We start from the raw sequence: 15,534 nt of genomic DNA on the forward strand, positions 1-15,534 counted from the left end.
GGCCTACCACCCGCACTGCTGGCCCTTGTTCTGCTTCGCCAGCCAGCCTTCGAGGGGCTTGAAGTACTCCACGACGGCGCTGGCGTCGGCGCGGCTTTCGCCGGTGAAGACCTTCAGCGTCTCTGGCCAGGGCTGCGACTGCCCGGCCTGGAGCATCGCGTTCAGCTTTTCGCCGACCTGCTTCTGGCCGTAGATCGAGCAACGGTGCAGCGGGCCCTTCCAGCCCGACTGCGCGCAGGCCGCGCGCTGGAACTGGAACTCGTAGACGTGGGCCATGAAGTAGCGGGCGTAGGGCACGCCGGCGGCCACGTGGTACTTCGCGCCGGGGTCGAAGGCGTCGGCGGGGCGCGGACCGGGCGGCGTCAGGCCCTGGTACTTCAGCTTCAGCGCCCACCAGGCCTCGTTGTAGTGGGCCGGGTCGACCGAGCCGTCGAACACCTGCCAGCGCCACTTGTCGACCATCAGGCCGAACGGCATGAAGGCGATCTTGTCGAGCGCCATCTTCAGCAGGAACGGGATGTCCTCGGCCTCGCCCGGCACGGTGTCGATCAGGCCGATCTGCTTCAGGTAGGTGGGCGTGAAGGCCGAGAGGCCGACGAAGTCGCCGATGGCCTCGTGGAAGCCGTCGTTCGCGCCGTTCTTGAACAGGAACGGCTGGCCGGCATAGGCGCGCTGGTAGAAGTTGTGGCCCAGTTCGTGGTGGACGGTCTGGAAGTCCTCCGCGTTCACCTTCGTACACATCTTGATGCGGATGTCGTCCTTGTCGTCGAGATCCCAGGCCGAGGCGTGGCAGACGACCTCCCGGTCGCGCGGCCGGACGATCAGCGAGCGTTCCCAGAAGGTCTGCGGGAGGGGCTCGAGGCCGAGCGAGGTGTAGAAGCCCTCGCCGGTCTTCACCATCCTGACCGCGTCATAGCCCTTGTCGACGAGCAGCTTGTCGAGGCTGTAGCTGCTGGTCACGCCCTTCGGCTGGACCACGTCGTAGATGTGGCCCCACTGCTGGGCCCACATGTTGCCCAGGAGGTCGGCGCGGATCGGGCCCGTCTTCGGCTGGACGGCGTCGCCGTACTGGGCGTTCAGGCGCGAGCGGACGTAGCAATGGAGCTGCTTGTAGAACGGCTCCACCTGCTTCCACAGGCGGTCCTCCTCGGCGGCGAAGGCGTCGGGCTCCATGTCGTAGCCCGAGCGCCAGAGCGCGCCGGTGTCCTTGAAGCCCATGCCCCGGGAGCCTTCGTTCAGCAGGGCGGCGAGCCTGGCGTAGTCGGCCTTCATGACCGGTGAGATCGAGTGCCAGCCTTCCCATGCGGCCTTCAGCGCGGCCGGGTCGCGGCTGTCGGCAAGGATGTCCTCGGCGTCGTTGAGGGTCAGCGTCTTGCCGCCGTACCGGAACTTGCCGGTCGAGTAGATGCTGTCGAGCTTGGTCGCGAGGCCCGCCACCTCGGCGGCCGCGCCCGGGCGGTCAGGCGCCGGCAGCGACAGGTAGAGCTTGAGCAGCTTCAGCTTGCGCCGCGTGGCCGCGTCGGTCTGGACGCCGTCGAACTTCGTGGCCTCCTTGGCGAGCTCGGTGAAGAGCTCCTTCTGCTCGCCGCCCACCTTCGCCTCGATCCACTGGCTGTCCTCGGTGATGAAGTTGGCGCGCACCCACTGGGCGCGGTTGGCGTATTCGTTCATCGCGGCGAGCCGGCTTTCGGCCCGCTCGATGAAGGCCTTGGCGTCCAGGCCTGTGGGCGCCTGGGCGGCGGCGGGCGTGGCGGTCCAAAGCGCGGCGGCCGCACTGGCGGCCAGAAGCATTGATTTCATTGTTATTTCCGGGTGTTTCCTGATGCGCGCCCTGAGCGCGGCGTGTGGCCCATGCAACGCCTGCAAAACCTTCGTCGTCAAGCGCCCGGCGCCCATTGACGGCGCCCCCGCCGGGCGCGTCCCATCGTTTGCGTAGCTTGTCCCGGAGGGTGTCATGTCGGTCGGCGGCGGGTCGGATTCCGAGGGCGCGGCGCCGTCCTGGCGCGACCGCGTACCCGGCGTCTTCAAGCGCCAGACGTCGCTCGCCGTGGCGGGCCTCGTGGCCCTGGCCGCGTTCGGCGGCGGGGTGGCCGCGACGGTCGCCGTGAACGGCTTCGGCCGACCCACCGTGGCGGCCGCGGGCGATCCGTCGGCCGGACCGTCCTGGGGCCTCTTCGGCAAGCCGCGCGGGGCCGACGCGCGCCGCCGCGGCGTGCCGAAGCCGGCGGGCTTCGCGGTCTGGACTTCGCGCTTCGACGTCGCCGGGAACGAGCCGCGCGCCTGCATCCGCATGAGCCAGGCGCTGGACGCGGCGCGGTCGTATGGCGACTACGTGACGGTCTCGCCGGCGCTGGCGAACCGGCCCGCCGTGACGGTGAAGGGCGACGAACTCTGCGTCGGCGGCATCGGTTTCGTCGACCGCACCGTGACCCTGCTGAAGGGCCTGCCGGGGGTCGGCGGCGCGAAGCTCGCGCGCAACTACGAGGTGGCCTTCGCGTCCAGCGAGAAGCCGCCCTATGTCGGCTTCGCGGGCCTGGGCGTGATCCTGCCGCGGGAGGACGCCGACGGCGTGGGCCTGGAGACCGTCAACGTCAGCCGCCTGCACATCGAGGTCTGGCGCGTCGTCGACCGCAACCTGGTGCGCAAGTCGATCAGCGCGCCCGATCCGACCGGCGAGGGCGAGTACGCCGACAACTACGGCGACGACACGCCGCGGGGCGAAGGCCGGCTGATCTGGAAGGGCGACGTGGCGGTGCGCGGGCGGCCGGGCGAGCGGGTGACGACCGTCTTCCCGCTGGGCGCGGTGCTGAAGGAGATGCAGCCCGGCGGCTACGTCATCAAGGCGAAGGACGCCTCGGGCCCGCGCGGACTCAAGGCCGGCGGAGACGACGACGGCTACGACGACGACCCGCCCGCGCAGGCGCGGCGCTGGGTGATGTTCACCGACATGGCGATGACGGCGTACCAGGGCTCGGACGGGCTCGACGTGGTGGTGCGGTCGCTGAAGTCGGCCAAGACGCTCTCGAACCTGCGCGTGGCGCTGGTGGCCAGCAACGGCGAGGACCTGGCCGAGACGCGCTCGGACGCCTCGGGCCGGGCGCGCTTCGACAAGCCGCTGCTGGAAGGCAAGGCGGCCGAGCGCGCCAAGATGGTGATGGTCTACGGCCCGCAGGGCGACCTGGCGGTGCTGGACCTCGACCGCGCGCCGGTGGACCTGTCGCGCGAAGGCATCGGCGGACGCAACGAGAACGACGGCGGCGCCGGCCCGGTCGACGCCTACATCTACGCCGACCGCGGGGTCTATCGGCCCGGCGAGACGGTGCGCCTCAACGCCCTGCTGCGCGACCGCGAGGCCCGCGCGGTGAAGGAACGCAAGGGCTACATCGTGGTGCGCCGGCCCTCGGGCGTGGAGCTGATCCGCTACGGGTTCGAGAAGACCCCCTACGGCTCGGCCGCCGCCAGCGTGGTCCTGCCGAGGAGCGCGCCGCGGGGCCGCTGGCGCGCCACTGTCGAGATCGACGGCGTCGAGCAGCCGGCGGGCGAACTCGCCTTCGCGGTCGAGGACTTCGCCCCGCAGCGGCTGGAGGTGACGGCCAAGGGCGACGAGCAGGTCCCGCTGCGCGGCGACGAGGTGCGGGCGATCGACGTCGCGGCGCGCTTCCTCTACGGCGCGGCGGGCGCGGGCCTGCAGACCCAGGGCGAGGCCAGGCTGCGCGTCGACGCCGACCCCTTCCCGCAGTTCAAGGGCTACCAGTGGGGCGACCAGCGGACGCCCTTCGAGGAGCAGTTCCTGGACCTGGAGACCACCGTCACCGACGGCGAGGGCCGCGCGGTGGTCCACCTGTCGTCGGCCGCGGCGCAGGGGGCGACCCAGCCGCTGGAAGCCGCGGTGGTCACGTCCGTGTTCGAGCCGGGCGGGCGGCCGGTGCGCGAGGGGACGACCTTCAAGGTGCGGCCGGCGGCCTACTACCTGGGCGCCAGGATCGACCAGGGCGTCGCCTCGGGCGGGACCGAGCCGGTCGTCAGCGCCGAGATCATCGCGGTCGATCCCTATGGCCGGCGGCGCGCGCAGGAGGGGGTGACCTACACGCTCATCAAGGAGGCGTGGACCTACGACTGGTTCCAGCAGGACGGGCGCTGGCAGTGGCGGCGTTCCAGCCGCGACGTCGCCGTGCAGCGCGGGACGCTGAACATCCCGGCGGGCGGCAGCGCCAGGGTCCAGCGCCGCCTCGGCTGGGGCGACTATCGCCTGGAGATGGAGGGACCCGGCGGCGCGGTCAGCGTCATCCGCTTCGCCTCGGGCTGGGGCGAGCCGGCGAAGGACGTCGACGCGCCCGACCTCGTCCGCGTGAGCGCCGGGATCAAGGCCTACCGGCAGGGCGATACGGTCGAGATCACCCTGAAGCCGCCCTATGCGGGCGAGGCGCAGATCGCCGTCGCCACCGACCGCATCGTTGACTTCAAGAGCGTCCCTATGACCGCGGCGGGCGGCACGGTGCGACTGAAGTCGACCGCGGCCTGGGGCGGCGGGGCGTATATTCTGGTCAGCGTGATCCAGCCGCGCGACGCGGTGAGCTCGCCGAAGCCCGGCCGCGCGCTCGGCGTCGTCTACGTGCCGCTGGACCCGAAGGACCGGAAGCTGGCGGTGGATATCGGAACGCCGACGAAGCAGCATGCGAAGGCCAGGCTCGACGTGCCGCTGACCATCAAGGGCCAGCCGGTCGGCGCGAAGGTGCGCGTCACCGTGGCGGCGGTGGACGAGGGGATCCTGCGGCTCACCAGGTTCCAGAGCCCCGACCCGGTGAAGTGGTACTTCGGCAAGCGCGCGCTGCGCGTCGACCTGCGCGACGACTACGGTCGCCTGCTGGACCCGAACCTGGGCGCGCCGGCCAACGTGAACTTCGGCGCCGACGAGATCGGCGGCGAGGGGCTGACGACCACGCCGATCCGCACCGTGGCCCTGTGGTCCGGCGTGATCGAGACCGACCGGCTGGGCCGCGCGACGATCCACCTGCCGGCGCCCGACCTGAACGGCGAACTGAGGCTCATGGCGGTGGCGTGGACCGACGATGCGGTGGGCGGCGCCTCGAAGCCGCTGACCGTGCGCGAGCCGGTGGTGGCCGAGCTGAACCTGCCGCGGTTCATGGCCCCGGGCGACCGGGCGCTGGCGACGCTGGAACTGCACAATCTGGAGGGCAAGCCGGGCGACTATACGGCCAGCGTCGCGGGCAAGGGCGGGTTCCTGGCGAACCTCACGCGCCTGTTCCGCCTGCCGCTGGGCCAGCGCACGACCGAGCGCGTGGCGTTCGACGCGCCGCGGCGCGCCGGCGTGGGGGCGGTGAGCTTCCGCGTCAGCGGCCCGGGCTTCACGACCGCCCGCGACCTGCCGATCCAGAGCCGGCTGGGCTGGGGCCGCGTCACGCGCACCACGACCGTGCTGCAGCAGCCGGGCGAGACCTATACGCCCGCCGCCGCCCTGCTGGCCGGTCTGGCGGCCGGCGACGCGACGATGCAGGTGAGCTATTCGCCGTTCCGCGGCTTCGACCCGGCGCCGATCGCCGCCTCGCTCTCGCGCTATCCCTACGGCTGCACAGAGCAACTGGTGTCGGGCGCCTATCCGCTGCTCTACGGCGCCGAGATCGACCCCAAGCTCCGACGCGCGACGCCGGCGCTGAACACGGCGGTCGGCAAGCTGCTGGACCGCCAGAGCCTGGACGGGGCGTTCGGGCTCTGGAGCGTCGGCGACGGCGAGGCCGATCCCTGGATCGGCGCCTACGTCACCGACTTCCTGGTCGAGGCCCGCCGGCAGGGCGCGCCGGTGTCGCAGGCGGCGATGGACCGGGCGCTCTTCGCCATGCGCGAGATCTCCAAGCCCGACGGCTACTCGAGCCTGTCGTACCGCATGGACTATCCCGGCTGGTGGGCCGCCACGCCCGAGCAGTCGGAGAAGGAGACGCGGGTGATGCGCCGGCGCGCCTCGGCCTACGCGCTCTATGTGCTGGCCAAGGCGGGCCGCGGCGACCTGGCCCGGCTGCGCTGGTGGAACGACGTGCAGATGAAGGACGAGGCCTCGCCGCTCGCCCGCGCCCAGGTCGCCACCGGCCTCGCGCTGATGGGCGACCGCGCCCGCGCCCGCGCCGCCTTCCGCGAGGCCACCGCCGCGCTGGGCTACAAGGCGCGCTGGGACTGGTATCAGAGCCCGCTCCGCGACCTCGCCGGCGTCATCGCGCTGGCCTACGAGGCGGGCGAGCCGGGGACCGCGCGGGCCTTGCAGACGCGCCTGGAGAACGCGGTCAAGGACCCCGACGCGCTGAACACCCAGGAGCAGGCGCGGCTGTTGCAGGCGGCGCACTTCATGCTCGCGGCTTCGGGCCGGCCGGCCATCCAGGCGAGCGGGGTCACCCAGATGTCGCCGGCGGGGGGCGCGCCGCGCTGGTCCGTCGGGCGGCTGATCGACGCGCGGTTCCTGAACGCGGGGAAGGGCGGGGTCTGGCGGACCGTGACGGTGACCGGCGCGCCCATCGCGGCGCCGGCGGCCTCGGCCAGCGGCCTCTCGGTGTCGAAGACGATGTTCACCCTGCGCGGCCAGCCCGTGGACCCGGCGGCGGTGCGCCAGGGCGACCGGGTCATCGTGCGCATCTCCGGCCGCTCGCAGCAGGCCCGCGGCCTGCCGCTGGTGGTGGACGACCCCTTGCCGGCGGGGTTCGAGATCGAGACGGTGCTGGGCCCCGACGACGCCAAGGGCGGGCCGTTCGGCTTCCTGGGCAAGCTGACCTCCGCCTCGGCGCAGGAGGCGCGCGACGACCGCTACGTGGCCGCCGCCCAGGTGGAGGGGAACGGCGCGTTCGCCTTCGCCTACGTGGCGCGGGCGGTGACGCCCGGCGACTTCCTGCTGCCCGGCGTCGAGGCGCGCGACATGTACCGCCCCGGCGTCGCCGCCCGCACGGCGCCGCGCCGCACCTCGATCGCGCCGGGGGCCTGAAGTGGCGCAACGCCGGCTCGTGCTGGGGCTGCTGGGCCTCATGGCGTTCCAGATCGTGGTCGCGGCGGCGGACATCGCGTCGCCGCCCGACCTGACGCGGGCCGGGCGGTCGTCGCCGGTGGTGCTGGATCGGCGGGGCGCTTGGCTGCGGGCGCTGCCGGTGGAGGACGGGCGGTGGCGGCTCAGGGCCGACCTCGCGCGGACCGATCCGGAGTTCCTGCGGCGCGTGGTGGCGGCCGAGGATGCGCGGTTCTGGATCCATCCGGGCGTCGACCCGGCGGCGCTGGCCCGGGCGGTGGGGTCGGCGGCGGTGCGGGGACACGCGACCTCGGGCGCCTCGACGATCACCATGCAGACGGCGCGGCTGCTGGAGCCGCGGCCGCGGACGGTCGGCTCGAAGCTGATCGAGATGGCGCGCGCGCTGCAACTGGAGGCCCGGTTCTCCAAGCGCGAGATCCTGGCGATGTACCTGACGCTGGCGCCCTACGGTGGGAACCTGGAGGGCGTGCGGGCGGCCAGCCTCTCGTACTTCGGCCACGAGCCCGAGGGCCTGACCGACGCCGAGCAGGCGCTGCTGATCGCGCTGCCCCAGTCGCCCGAGGCGCGGCGGCCCGACCGGCGGCCGGCGGCGGCCAGGGCGGCGCGCGACGCGGTGCTGGCCCGGTTCGTGCGGATGGGCCGGCTGGCGGCGCCGGCGGCGAAGGAGGCGGGCGCCGATCCGCTACCGGGCCGCAGCGTCTTCCCGGCCCGCGCCTGGCACGCCGCGGGCGAGCTGGCCGCGGCGGCGCCGACGCTCACGCCGACCGTGGTCTCGACCCTGGACGCGCGGTTGCAGGCGCGGCTGGAGGAGCTGGCGGCGGCGACGGCGCGGGCCGAGGGCGGGTCGACCACGGCGGCGATCCTGGTCGTGGAGATCGACGGGCGGGCGGTGCGCGGCGCCGTGGGCTCGTCGGGGCGCGACACCCAGGGCGGCTGGATCGACATGACCCGCGCGCGCCGCTCGCCCGGCTCGGCGCTGAAGCCCTTCATCTACGCCTTCGCCTTCGAGGACGGGATCGCCGCGCCCGACACCCAGATCGACGATGCCCGCGTGCGCTTCGCCGACTACCAGCCCGAGAACTTCGACCGCACCTTCCACGGCAAGGTGACCGCGCGCGAGGCGCTGACCCAGTCGCTGAACGTGCCGGCCGTGGCGACGCTGGCGAGCGTGGGGCCCGAGGCGTTCGAGACGCGGCTCGCTGCGGCCGGCGTCACCCTGGAGCGGCCGCGCGCCGAGACCCGTGCGCCGGGGCTGGCGCTGGCGCTGGGCGGCGTGGGCGTCAGCCTGCGGGACCTGGCCGTGCTCTACGCCGCGCTGGGCGACGGCGGGATCGCCAAGCCGCTGGCGTGGACCGAGCGCGATGCGGTGCGCGTGCGGCGCGAGGCCGGCCGCCGCCTGGTCCGCGCCGAGGCCGCCCGGCAGGTGATCGACATCCTGCGCGAGACGCCGCCGCCGGCCGGCGCGGGCCCGGCGGCGCTGCTGCGCGGACGGCCGGCGATGGCGTTCAAGACCGGCACCTCCTACGGCTTCCGCGATGCGCTGGCGGCCGGCGTGGTCGGTGGCTACGCGGTGGTGGTCTGGACCGGTCGGCCGGACGGCGGCGCGCGGGGCGGGGTCACGGGCCGCGACTCGGCCCTTCCGCTCCTCTTCCAGGTGGCCGACGCGATCGGGACCACGCCCGCCGCGCCGCCGCCCATCGCGCCTCGCGCGGCCCCGCCGGCGCTGCGCACCCTGGAGGCCGCCGGCGAAGGCCCGAAGATGATCTTCCCGCCCGACGGGGCGGCGGTGCAGGTCGATGGCTACGGCCCGTCCGCCCGCGGCCTGTCCCTGGCCGCCAGCGGCGCGCGGCTCTCCTGGTACGTGGACGGAACGCCGGTCGCGCTCGATCCCCTGAGCGGGCGGCCGATCTGGCGGCCGCCCGGGCCCGGCTTCTACCGGGTGACGGTGGTGGACCCGGAGGGCCGCCGCGCCCAGGCCCGGGTGCGGGTCAGGGGCGGTTAGTCGACGTACTCGTCGAGGTCTTCCGGGCCCGCCACGGTGACGTCGAGGTCGGTCACGATGCCGGTGCCCAGGGTGTAGACCCAGCCGTGGACGCAGAGGGGCTGGCCGCGTTTCCAGGCCTCCATGACGAAGACGTCCGAGGCGACGTTCCTCACCTGGCGGATGACGTTCAGTTCGACCAGGCGGTCCCACCTGGCCTTGTCGCCGTCGATGGCCTCCAGCTCGTGGCGGTGCTCGTGGTGGACCTCGCGGATCGGGTGCAGCCAGTGGTCGACCATCCCCCGCCGCTGGCCGTCGACCGCCGCGGCCACGCCGCCGCAGCCGTAGTGGCCCACGACGAGGATGTGCTTCACCTTCAGCACCTCGACCGCGAACTGGAGCACCGACAGGTAGTTGGCGTCCTGCGGCGGGGCGAGGTTGGCCACGTTGCGGTGGACGAACAGCTCGCCGGGGTCGAGGCCGACGATCTCGTTGGCGGGCACGCGGCTGTCGGAGCAGCCGATCCACAGGTACTCGGGCGCCTGCTGGCCCTCCAGGCGGCGGAAGAAGCCGGGATCGGCGGCGACCTTGCCGGCCGCCCAGGCCTTGTTGCGGATCTTGAGGTCTTCGAGGGTCTTAGGCATGGGATTCTTGGCGCATCAGGCGGTCACCGCGTCGGGTTGCCGGTCGGGATGGGCGGCGGCGAAGGCCGGGTGTTCGGCGGCCCGCGCGGCGACGCCGGCGATGGCGGGATAGGGCGCGAGGCCGACCCCCCAGCGCTCCGCACCGTAGACCTGCGGGATGAGGCAGCAGTCGGCGATGGTCGGCCGGTCGCCGAACGAGAATCGACCGCCGTGCCGGGCCACCAGAGGCTCCAGCGCGTCGAAGCCCTCGGCGATCCAGTGCTTCATCCAGGCGACGTAGTCCTCCTGCGAGCGGCCCATCTCGAGCTGGAGGTATCGGCCGACGCGGGTGTTGTTCAGCGGATGGATGTCGCAGGCGACGATCCCGGCCATCCGCCGCACCATCGCACGATCCAGCGGCGCGGCCGGCAGGATCGCGGGCTCGGGAACCGTCTCTTCCAGCCACTCCAGGATGGCGAGGCTCTGAGCCAGCACGGTCCTGTCGTCGAGGGTCAGCGCGGGGGTGAGGCCCTGGGGGTTCACGGCGCGATAGGCCGGCTCGCGCTGGTCGCCGCGGATCAGGTCGACGGCGGCGTAGTCGTAGGCGCAGCCCTTGAGGTTCAGCCCGATGCGCACGCGGTAGGGCGCGCCGGCGCGCCAGGCGGAGTGCAGCGTCCAGGTCACGGGGCCGCCACCGTGAAGGCGATCCGCCCCACGCCCTCGACCTCGCCCTCGACGTTGTCGCCGGGGACCAGCGGGCCGACACCCTCGGGCGTGCCGGTGTAGATCAGGTCGCCGGGCGCCAGCGCCCACAGCTTCGAGGCCTCGGCGACGATCTCGGCCACGTTCCAGATCATGTCGCCGATCAGGCCCTCCTGCTTCACGGTTCCGTTCACGGAGATCCGGATGCGCCCGGCAGGCGGCGTGCTTCCGCGGCGGATGGCGGAGATGGGGGCGGAGTCGTCGAACGCCTTGCCGGCGTCCCAGGGGTGGCCCTTGTCCTTGGCTGCGTTCTGAAGGTCGCGGCGCGTGAGGTCGACGCCCACGGCGTAGCCGAAGACGAGGCCCAGCGCGTCGTCCGGGCTCACCTCGCGGCCCGCGGCGCCGATGGCCACCACCAGCTCGATCTCGTGGTGCAGGTTCTTCGTGCGCGGCGGATAGGCCGGGTCGCGGCCCGGCGTCACGACGGCGTCGGCGGGCTTGGTGAAGAAGAACGGCGGCTCGCGGCTGTCGGCGCCCATTTCACGTGCGTGGGCGGCGTAGTTGCGCCCGACGCAGAGAATCCGGCGGACAGGGAACCCGCCGGTCTCGCCCTCCACAGGCACGGTGGGAACGGGCGGCGGCGCAATCGCGAACTCGGCCATGGCGCGCCGTTTAGGCCGATGGGCCGGCGATGTGAACCCCACCCTAGGGAAGGCTCTGCGTCTCACAAATCTGTGGGACGCCTGCCAGGGGCCTGACGCGCGTCGCTGGTATCGGCGCTGCATGCGCATCGCCATCCTCGCCGCCGTAGCCGCCGCCGTGATCGCCGCGACCGGTGCGGTCGCCGGGCCGGCGTGGCTGAACCACGGCGACGCGCCCGCGGTCGCGGACGCCGCGGTCGCCCCGGGCGACACCCTGGCGGTGATCTATTCCGGCGACGGGGGCTGGGGCCCCCTGGACGAGCGGCTGGCGCAGGGGCTGGCGCGCCGGGGCGTGCCGGTCGTGGGCTACAGCTCGCCGCTCTACTTCTGGACGGCGCGGACGCCGCAGCGCGCCGCGGCCGACCTCGCCGCGACCCTGCGCCGGCAGATGGGCGCCTGGAACCGCCGGCGCGTGATGCTGATCGGCTACTCCTTCGGCGCCGACGCCCTGCCGGCGATCGTCCCGCATCTGCCGGCCGACCTGCGCGACCGGGTCAGGCTCGTGGCGCTGATCGGGCTGGGACCGCGGGGCGAGCTGTCATTCCGGCCGACGAGCTGGCTGGGCCGGCCGTCGCCGGGCGCCTTCGCGACGGCGCCGGCGGTGGCGGCGATGAAGGGCTGGCCGATGCTGTGCGTCTACGGGACCGGCGAGCGGGCCTCGGCGTGCCCCGCCCTGCCGCCCGAACTGATCCATCGCGTCGCCCTGGCCGGCGGCCACCACTTCGACGGCCACTACGACGCGCTGACCCGCGCCATCCTCGACAACCTGCCGCCGTGACCCACCCTGCATCCCCGATTTGACGCGGGGCAAAACAGAACGGGCTTCACGACGCCGCGTCAGGCCCGCTAAGGCGTGGGCATGACCGAGACCGCACCCGCAGGCCCGCTCTCCGACCTCGTCGTCATCGAGATGGGCACCCTCATCGCCGGCCCCTTCTGCGGCCAGATCCTGGGCGACTTCGGCGCCGAGGTGATCAAGATCGAGGACCCCAGGACCGGCGATCCCATGCGCCAGTGGGGCCGAAGCCTGCCGAAGGGCCTGTCGCCCTGGTGGCCGGTGATCGGGCGCAACAAGAAGTCGGTGGGCATCGACCTTCGCAAGCCCGAGGGCCAGGCGCTGGCCAAGGCGCTGATCGGCAAGGCCGACGTTCTGATCGAGAACTTCCGGCCGGGCGCGATGGAAAAGTGGGGGATGAGCTACGAGGCGCTCTCGGCCATCAATCCGCGCCTGATCATGGCCCGCGTGTCGGGCTTCGGTCAGACGGGACCCTATTCTCAGCGCGCCGGCTACGGCCTCATCGGCGAGGCGATGGGCGGCTTGCGCCATGTGACCGGCGAGCCTGACCGGCCGCCGGCGCGGGCCGGCATCTCCATCGGCGACAGCCTGGCGGCCATGCACGCGGTGATGGGGATCACCATGGCGCTGCATCACCGCGACCGGACGGGCCAGGGCCAGGTCATCGACGCGGCGCTCTACGAGAGCGTGCTGGCGGTGATGGAGAACCTCGTCACCGAGTACGACATCACCGGCTATACCCGCGAGCGGTCGGGCTCGGTGCTGCCCGGCATCGCGCCGTCCAACGCCTACCCCTGCAAAAACGGCCAGATGATCCTGATCGGCGGCAACGGCGACAACGTCTACGCCCGCCTGACCGAGGCGATGGGCCGGCCCGACCTGAAGACCGACCCCAAGTTCGTCGACCACAACAGCCGCGGCGTGAACCAGACCGAGCTCGACGGGATCATCGCGGCCTGGACGGCCACCTACGATCTCGACGACCTGCTCGCGCTCCTGGAGGAAAAGGGCGTGCCGTGCAGCCGCGTCTACCGCGCGCCCGACATGCTGGAGGACCCGCAGTTCGCCGCGCGGGACTCGATCGTGACCGTCGACCACGGCGTCTTCGGCCCGATCCGCATGCAGAACGCCTTCCCGAAGCTCTCGGCGACGCCGGGGCGGGTGCGCTGGCCGGGACCGGCCCTGGGCGAGCACACCGACGCGGTGCTGGCCGAACGCGCTGGGCTGTCGGCGGCGAGGCTCGAGGAGCTGCGCGCCGCCGGCGTGCTCTGAGATCCGGCCGGACGCCGGCCCAGCTTTCGGTCGTCCGGCGGTGCGGGGTCCGGCGCCGCCCCGGCGAAACGTCCCGACGGCTGGGACGGCCGGTCCGCGACCTATGCCGCGGACCGAACGCCGAAGTCCGGGTCGCCTGGTTCCGGGCGATCTCCCCTGGCCACCGGCCTGGCCCCCGCGGGACGTCCGCGGGCCTTCGTGACGTCCTGATACGGACCGGCCGCGCCACAGCCGAGGTGGCGCCTTGTCTCAGGGTGATCTCGCCGCAGCGGCGTTCCGACGCAGAATATGGTGAAGAGAATCAGATCTTTGAGAGCAGCTCGGCGACCGCGGCCGCGACCTGGGTCACGTCGTAGGGCTTGCGGATGACCGGGGCCTCGAAGCCGCCCGGCGCGCCGCCCGTCTCGCCGTAGCCGGTGGCGAACACGAACGGGATGTTCCGCTGGCTCAGCACCTCGGCGACGGGGGTCACCGAGCGGCCGTTCAGGTTCGCGTCCAGCACCGCCGCGTCGATGGGCCGGTCGAGCAGCGCCATCGCCTCTTCGAGCTCGTAGGCGGGACCGATCACCTCCGCCCCGGCTTCCGACAGTCCGGTCTCCAGTTCGAGGGCCAGGAGGACGGCGTCCTCCACGATCAGCACGCGCGCGCCTCTCAGGCTGGCCGGGCCGACCGACGTGGCGACGGTCTCGGTGACGCGCTGCCCCGGGACATCCGGCACCACGTCGGGCCGGTCGGCCATCGCCTGGGCTCCCGCGCGCAGCCGCACCAGGACCCCGGCGGGCGGATATTCGACCGCCGCGTCGCCGTTCAGTTCGCGGCCGGTCACCTGTTCCAGCAGGGTGGAGCCGAAGCCGTGGCGGGTCGGCGGCTGCACGGTCGGCCCGCCGCTCTCGGTCCATGTCAGTTCGAAGCCGCCGGCCGGCCGCGCGGTCCAGCGCACGTGGACGTGGCCGGTCTCGACCGACAGCGCCCCGAACTTCACCGCGTTGGTGGCCAGTTCGTGGAGGGCGAGCGACAGAGCGTTGGCCGCGCGCGGCGTCAGGAAGAGTTCCGGCCCCTCCCAGCTCGTCTGGCCCGGCGCGATGGCGCCCAGCTCGGCGGCGGCCAGGTGGTCGATGGCGGCGCCGCGCCAGCGGGCGGCGGTCAGCAGCTCGTTGGCCGAGGCCATCGCCTTCAGGCGCCCGGAGAAGGTGGTCAGGAAGGCGTCCAGCGAGGTGGTGCGCTTGGCGGTCTGCACGGCCAGCGCCTGGACGGCGGCCAGCACGTTCTTCACCCGGTGGTCCAGCTCGACCATCAACGCCTGGCGCTGGTCGTCCTCGAGGCGGGTCTTGCTGATGTCCTCCACGATGCCGGTGATCGCCGACGGGCGGCCGGACTCGGACCGCGAGACGATGCCGGCCATCCGCAGCCAGCGCTGCGGCGCGCCGGGAGTCGGGACCATCCGGAACGTGACGTCGAAGACGTCGCCGGACTTCAGCGCCTCGCGCCGCCGCGCGCGGGTGATCGCCCGGTCGTCCGGATGCACGTATGTGGCGAGCGGATCGTTGTCGTCGACCAGCAGCTCGCCCGGGGCCATGCCGGTGATCGCCGCCATCCGCTCGCTCACGACGAAGACGCGGCGGCCGAGATCCCACTCGAACTCGCCGAGGCCGGCGGCGTCCAGGGCCAGTCCGAGACGGCTCCGGTCGAGGCCATCCCGATCCGAGCCGTCTCTCGCATCGCGCATCATCCTGCAAGGATAGGCTGAGCAGCGTGGCGGCTCCACAGCCAAACGCGTTCCATTTTGTGGCGGCCGTCCTGCGTCGGCGTTTTGCGGCGGCGCCTTTGCGGGGGCGGCCCGGCGCCCTATGTTGCACTGCGTTCAAGGCGCAGCTCTGCTTTCCGGAGATTTCGATATGCCCGCCAAGCCCGGCCAACTGACGACAGAAGATGCGGCTGCGGCTGCGAACGACACGGCCGCGAAGATCACCGCGGACGCCCAGAAGGCGATCGCCGACGCGGCGAAGCGCATCGAAGCCGCCGTGCAGCAGGGCCTGGAGCAACTGCGCGCGCAGAGCCGGGTCTACGCCGACGTGGCGGGCGAACAGCTCGACGAGGCGACCCGCGTCGCCAGCGAGCAGATCCGCGCCCGGCCGCTGGCCGCCACGGGGGCGGCGCTGGGCGTGGGGGTCCTGATCGGCCTCCTTCTCGCGTCAGCCTCGCGGCGTTGAACCTCGAGTTCCTGAACATCCGGCGGATCCTTCGGCTCGCCGCCGCGATCGCCGCCGTGGCCGCCGCCGCGGCGGTCGTCGTCGTGGCCGCGTCCTATGCCGTCTACGCGCTGGCGCTGACCTGGCTGACCGCGGCCGGGGCGGCGGCGGTCGTCGCGGGGGTCTTCGCCCTGGTGGCCGTCGTGGTGGCGGTCGTCGCGGCGCGGCCGGTCACGCCGCCGAAGAAGC

At 73.0% G+C, this 15,534-nt stretch carries 11 protein-coding genes; 6 read left to right on the plus strand and 5 right to left on the minus strand.

Annotated features, from left to right (window positions below; genetic code table 11):
• Window positions 1–3 precede the first annotated feature (3 nt).
• On the minus strand, window positions 4–1,800 hold the full coding sequence (locus JNL41_RS16395) for a M2 family metallopeptidase (protein WP_293476807.1): 1,797 nt from the start codon (window positions 1,798–1,800) through the stop codon (window positions 4–6).
• A gap of 154 nt (window positions 1,801–1,954) precedes the next feature.
• Between JNL41_RS16395 and JNL41_RS16400 the strand changes: the two genes are divergently transcribed.
• Entirely contained in the window at window positions 1,955–6,982 is a 5,028-nt protein-coding gene (locus tag JNL41_RS16400) for an alpha-2-macroglobulin (RefSeq protein ID WP_293476809.1), read from the plus strand.
• Window positions 6,983–7,022: 40 nt separating this feature from the next.
• Entirely contained in the window at window positions 7,023–9,023 is a 2,001-nt protein-coding gene (gene pbpC / locus JNL41_RS16405) for a penicillin-binding protein 1C (protein WP_293476827.1), read from the plus strand.
• Here the strand turns inward: pbpC and JNL41_RS16410 are convergent.
• From JNL41_RS16410 to JNL41_RS16420, 3 genes are read right to left on the minus strand one after another with little or no spacing between them, the layout of a single operon-like run.
• A complete protein-coding gene (locus tag JNL41_RS16410; RefSeq protein ID WP_293476811.1) occupies window positions 9,020–9,646 on the minus strand; it encodes a carbonic anhydrase in 627 nt (208 codons plus the stop codon). The genes pbpC and JNL41_RS16410 overlap by 4 nt on opposite strands.
• A gap of 15 nt (window positions 9,647–9,661) precedes the next feature.
• Window positions 9,662–10,309, minus strand: a complete 648-nt coding sequence (gene maiA, locus JNL41_RS16415) for a maleylacetoacetate isomerase (RefSeq protein WP_293476813.1) — start codon at window positions 10,307–10,309, stop codon at window positions 9,662–9,664.
• Window positions 10,306–10,989 carry a fumarylacetoacetate hydrolase family protein gene (locus JNL41_RS16420; protein WP_293476815.1) on the minus strand — a complete coding sequence of 228 codons (684 nt, stop codon included), beginning with the start codon at window positions 10,987–10,989 and terminating at the stop codon, window positions 10,306–10,308. The genes maiA and JNL41_RS16420 overlap by 4 nt, the downstream gene beginning before the upstream one ends.
• A 121-nt stretch (window positions 10,990–11,110) precedes the next feature.
• Between JNL41_RS16420 and JNL41_RS16425 the strand changes: the two genes are divergently transcribed.
• Together JNL41_RS16425 and JNL41_RS16430 are read left to right on the plus strand one after the other, a co-directional pair.
• On the plus strand, window positions 11,111–11,806 hold the full coding sequence (locus tag JNL41_RS16425) for an AcvB/VirJ family lysyl-phosphatidylglycerol hydrolase (RefSeq protein WP_293476817.1): 696 nt from the start codon (window positions 11,111–11,113) through the stop codon (window positions 11,804–11,806).
• An 81-nt stretch (window positions 11,807–11,887) separates the two neighbouring features.
• Complete coding sequence (locus JNL41_RS16430) at window positions 11,888–13,096, plus strand: CaiB/BaiF CoA-transferase family protein (protein WP_293476819.1); 1,209 nt, start codon at window positions 11,888–11,890, stop codon at window positions 13,094–13,096.
• 301 nt (window positions 13,097–13,397) lie between these two features.
• On the opposite strand, the gene JNL41_RS16435 is transcribed toward JNL41_RS16430, so the two are convergent.
• Window positions 13,398–14,822: an HWE histidine kinase domain-containing protein gene (locus JNL41_RS16435; RefSeq protein WP_293476821.1), complete on the minus strand. Its 1,425-nt coding sequence runs from the start codon at window positions 14,820–14,822 to the stop codon at window positions 13,398–13,400.
• A gap of 169 nt (window positions 14,823–14,991) precedes the next feature.
• Between JNL41_RS16435 and JNL41_RS16440 the strand changes: the two genes are divergently transcribed.
• Together JNL41_RS16440 and JNL41_RS16445 are read left to right on the plus strand one after the other, a co-directional pair.
• Window positions 14,992–15,306, plus strand: a complete 315-nt coding sequence (locus JNL41_RS16440) for a hypothetical protein (RefSeq protein ID WP_293476823.1) — start codon at window positions 14,992–14,994, stop codon at window positions 15,304–15,306.
• Window positions 15,303–15,534: hypothetical protein (locus JNL41_RS16445; protein WP_293476825.1), on the plus strand; the 232-nt coding region annotated here is incomplete at its 3' end. The genes JNL41_RS16440 and JNL41_RS16445, both read left to right, overlap by 4 nt.

It is taken from the genome of Phenylobacterium sp. (genome assembly GCF_016793285.1).
Taxonomy (GTDB): Bacteria; Pseudomonadota; Alphaproteobacteria; order Caulobacterales; family Caulobacteraceae; genus Phenylobacterium.

What these genes read in the sequence shown, in the direction of transcription:
- JNL41_RS16435 (WP_293476821.1), bottom strand. Translation starts at nt 14,822, where the DNA reads ATGCGCGATGCGAGAGACGGCTCGGATCGGGATGGCCTCGACCGGAGC.
- JNL41_RS16400 (WP_293476809.1), top strand. Translation starts at nt 1,955, where the DNA reads ATGTCGGTCGGCGGCGGGTCGGATTCCGAGGGCGCGGCGCCGTCCTGG.
- JNL41_RS16420 (WP_293476815.1), bottom strand. Translation starts at nt 10,989, where the DNA reads ATGGCCGAGTTCGCGATTGCGCCGCCGCCCGTTCCCACCGTGCCTGTG.
- pbpC (WP_293476827.1), top strand. Translation starts at nt 7,023, where the DNA reads ATGGCGTTCCAGATCGTGGTCGCGGCGGCGGACATCGCGTCGCCGCCC.
- JNL41_RS16410 (WP_293476811.1), bottom strand. Translation starts at nt 9,646, where the DNA reads ATGCCTAAGACCCTCGAAGACCTCAAGATCCGCAACAAGGCCTGGGCG.
- JNL41_RS16395 (WP_293476807.1), bottom strand. Translation starts at nt 1,800, where the DNA reads ATGAAATCAATGCTTCTGGCCGCCAGTGCGGCCGCCGCGCTTTGGACC.
- JNL41_RS16430 (WP_293476819.1), top strand. Translation starts at nt 11,888, where the DNA reads ATGACCGAGACCGCACCCGCAGGCCCGCTCTCCGACCTCGTCGTCATC.
- JNL41_RS16440 (WP_293476823.1), top strand. Translation starts at nt 14,992, where the DNA reads ATGCCCGCCAAGCCCGGCCAACTGACGACAGAAGATGCGGCTGCGGCT.
- JNL41_RS16425 (WP_293476817.1), top strand. Translation starts at nt 11,111, where the DNA reads ATGCGCATCGCCATCCTCGCCGCCGTAGCCGCCGCCGTGATCGCCGCG.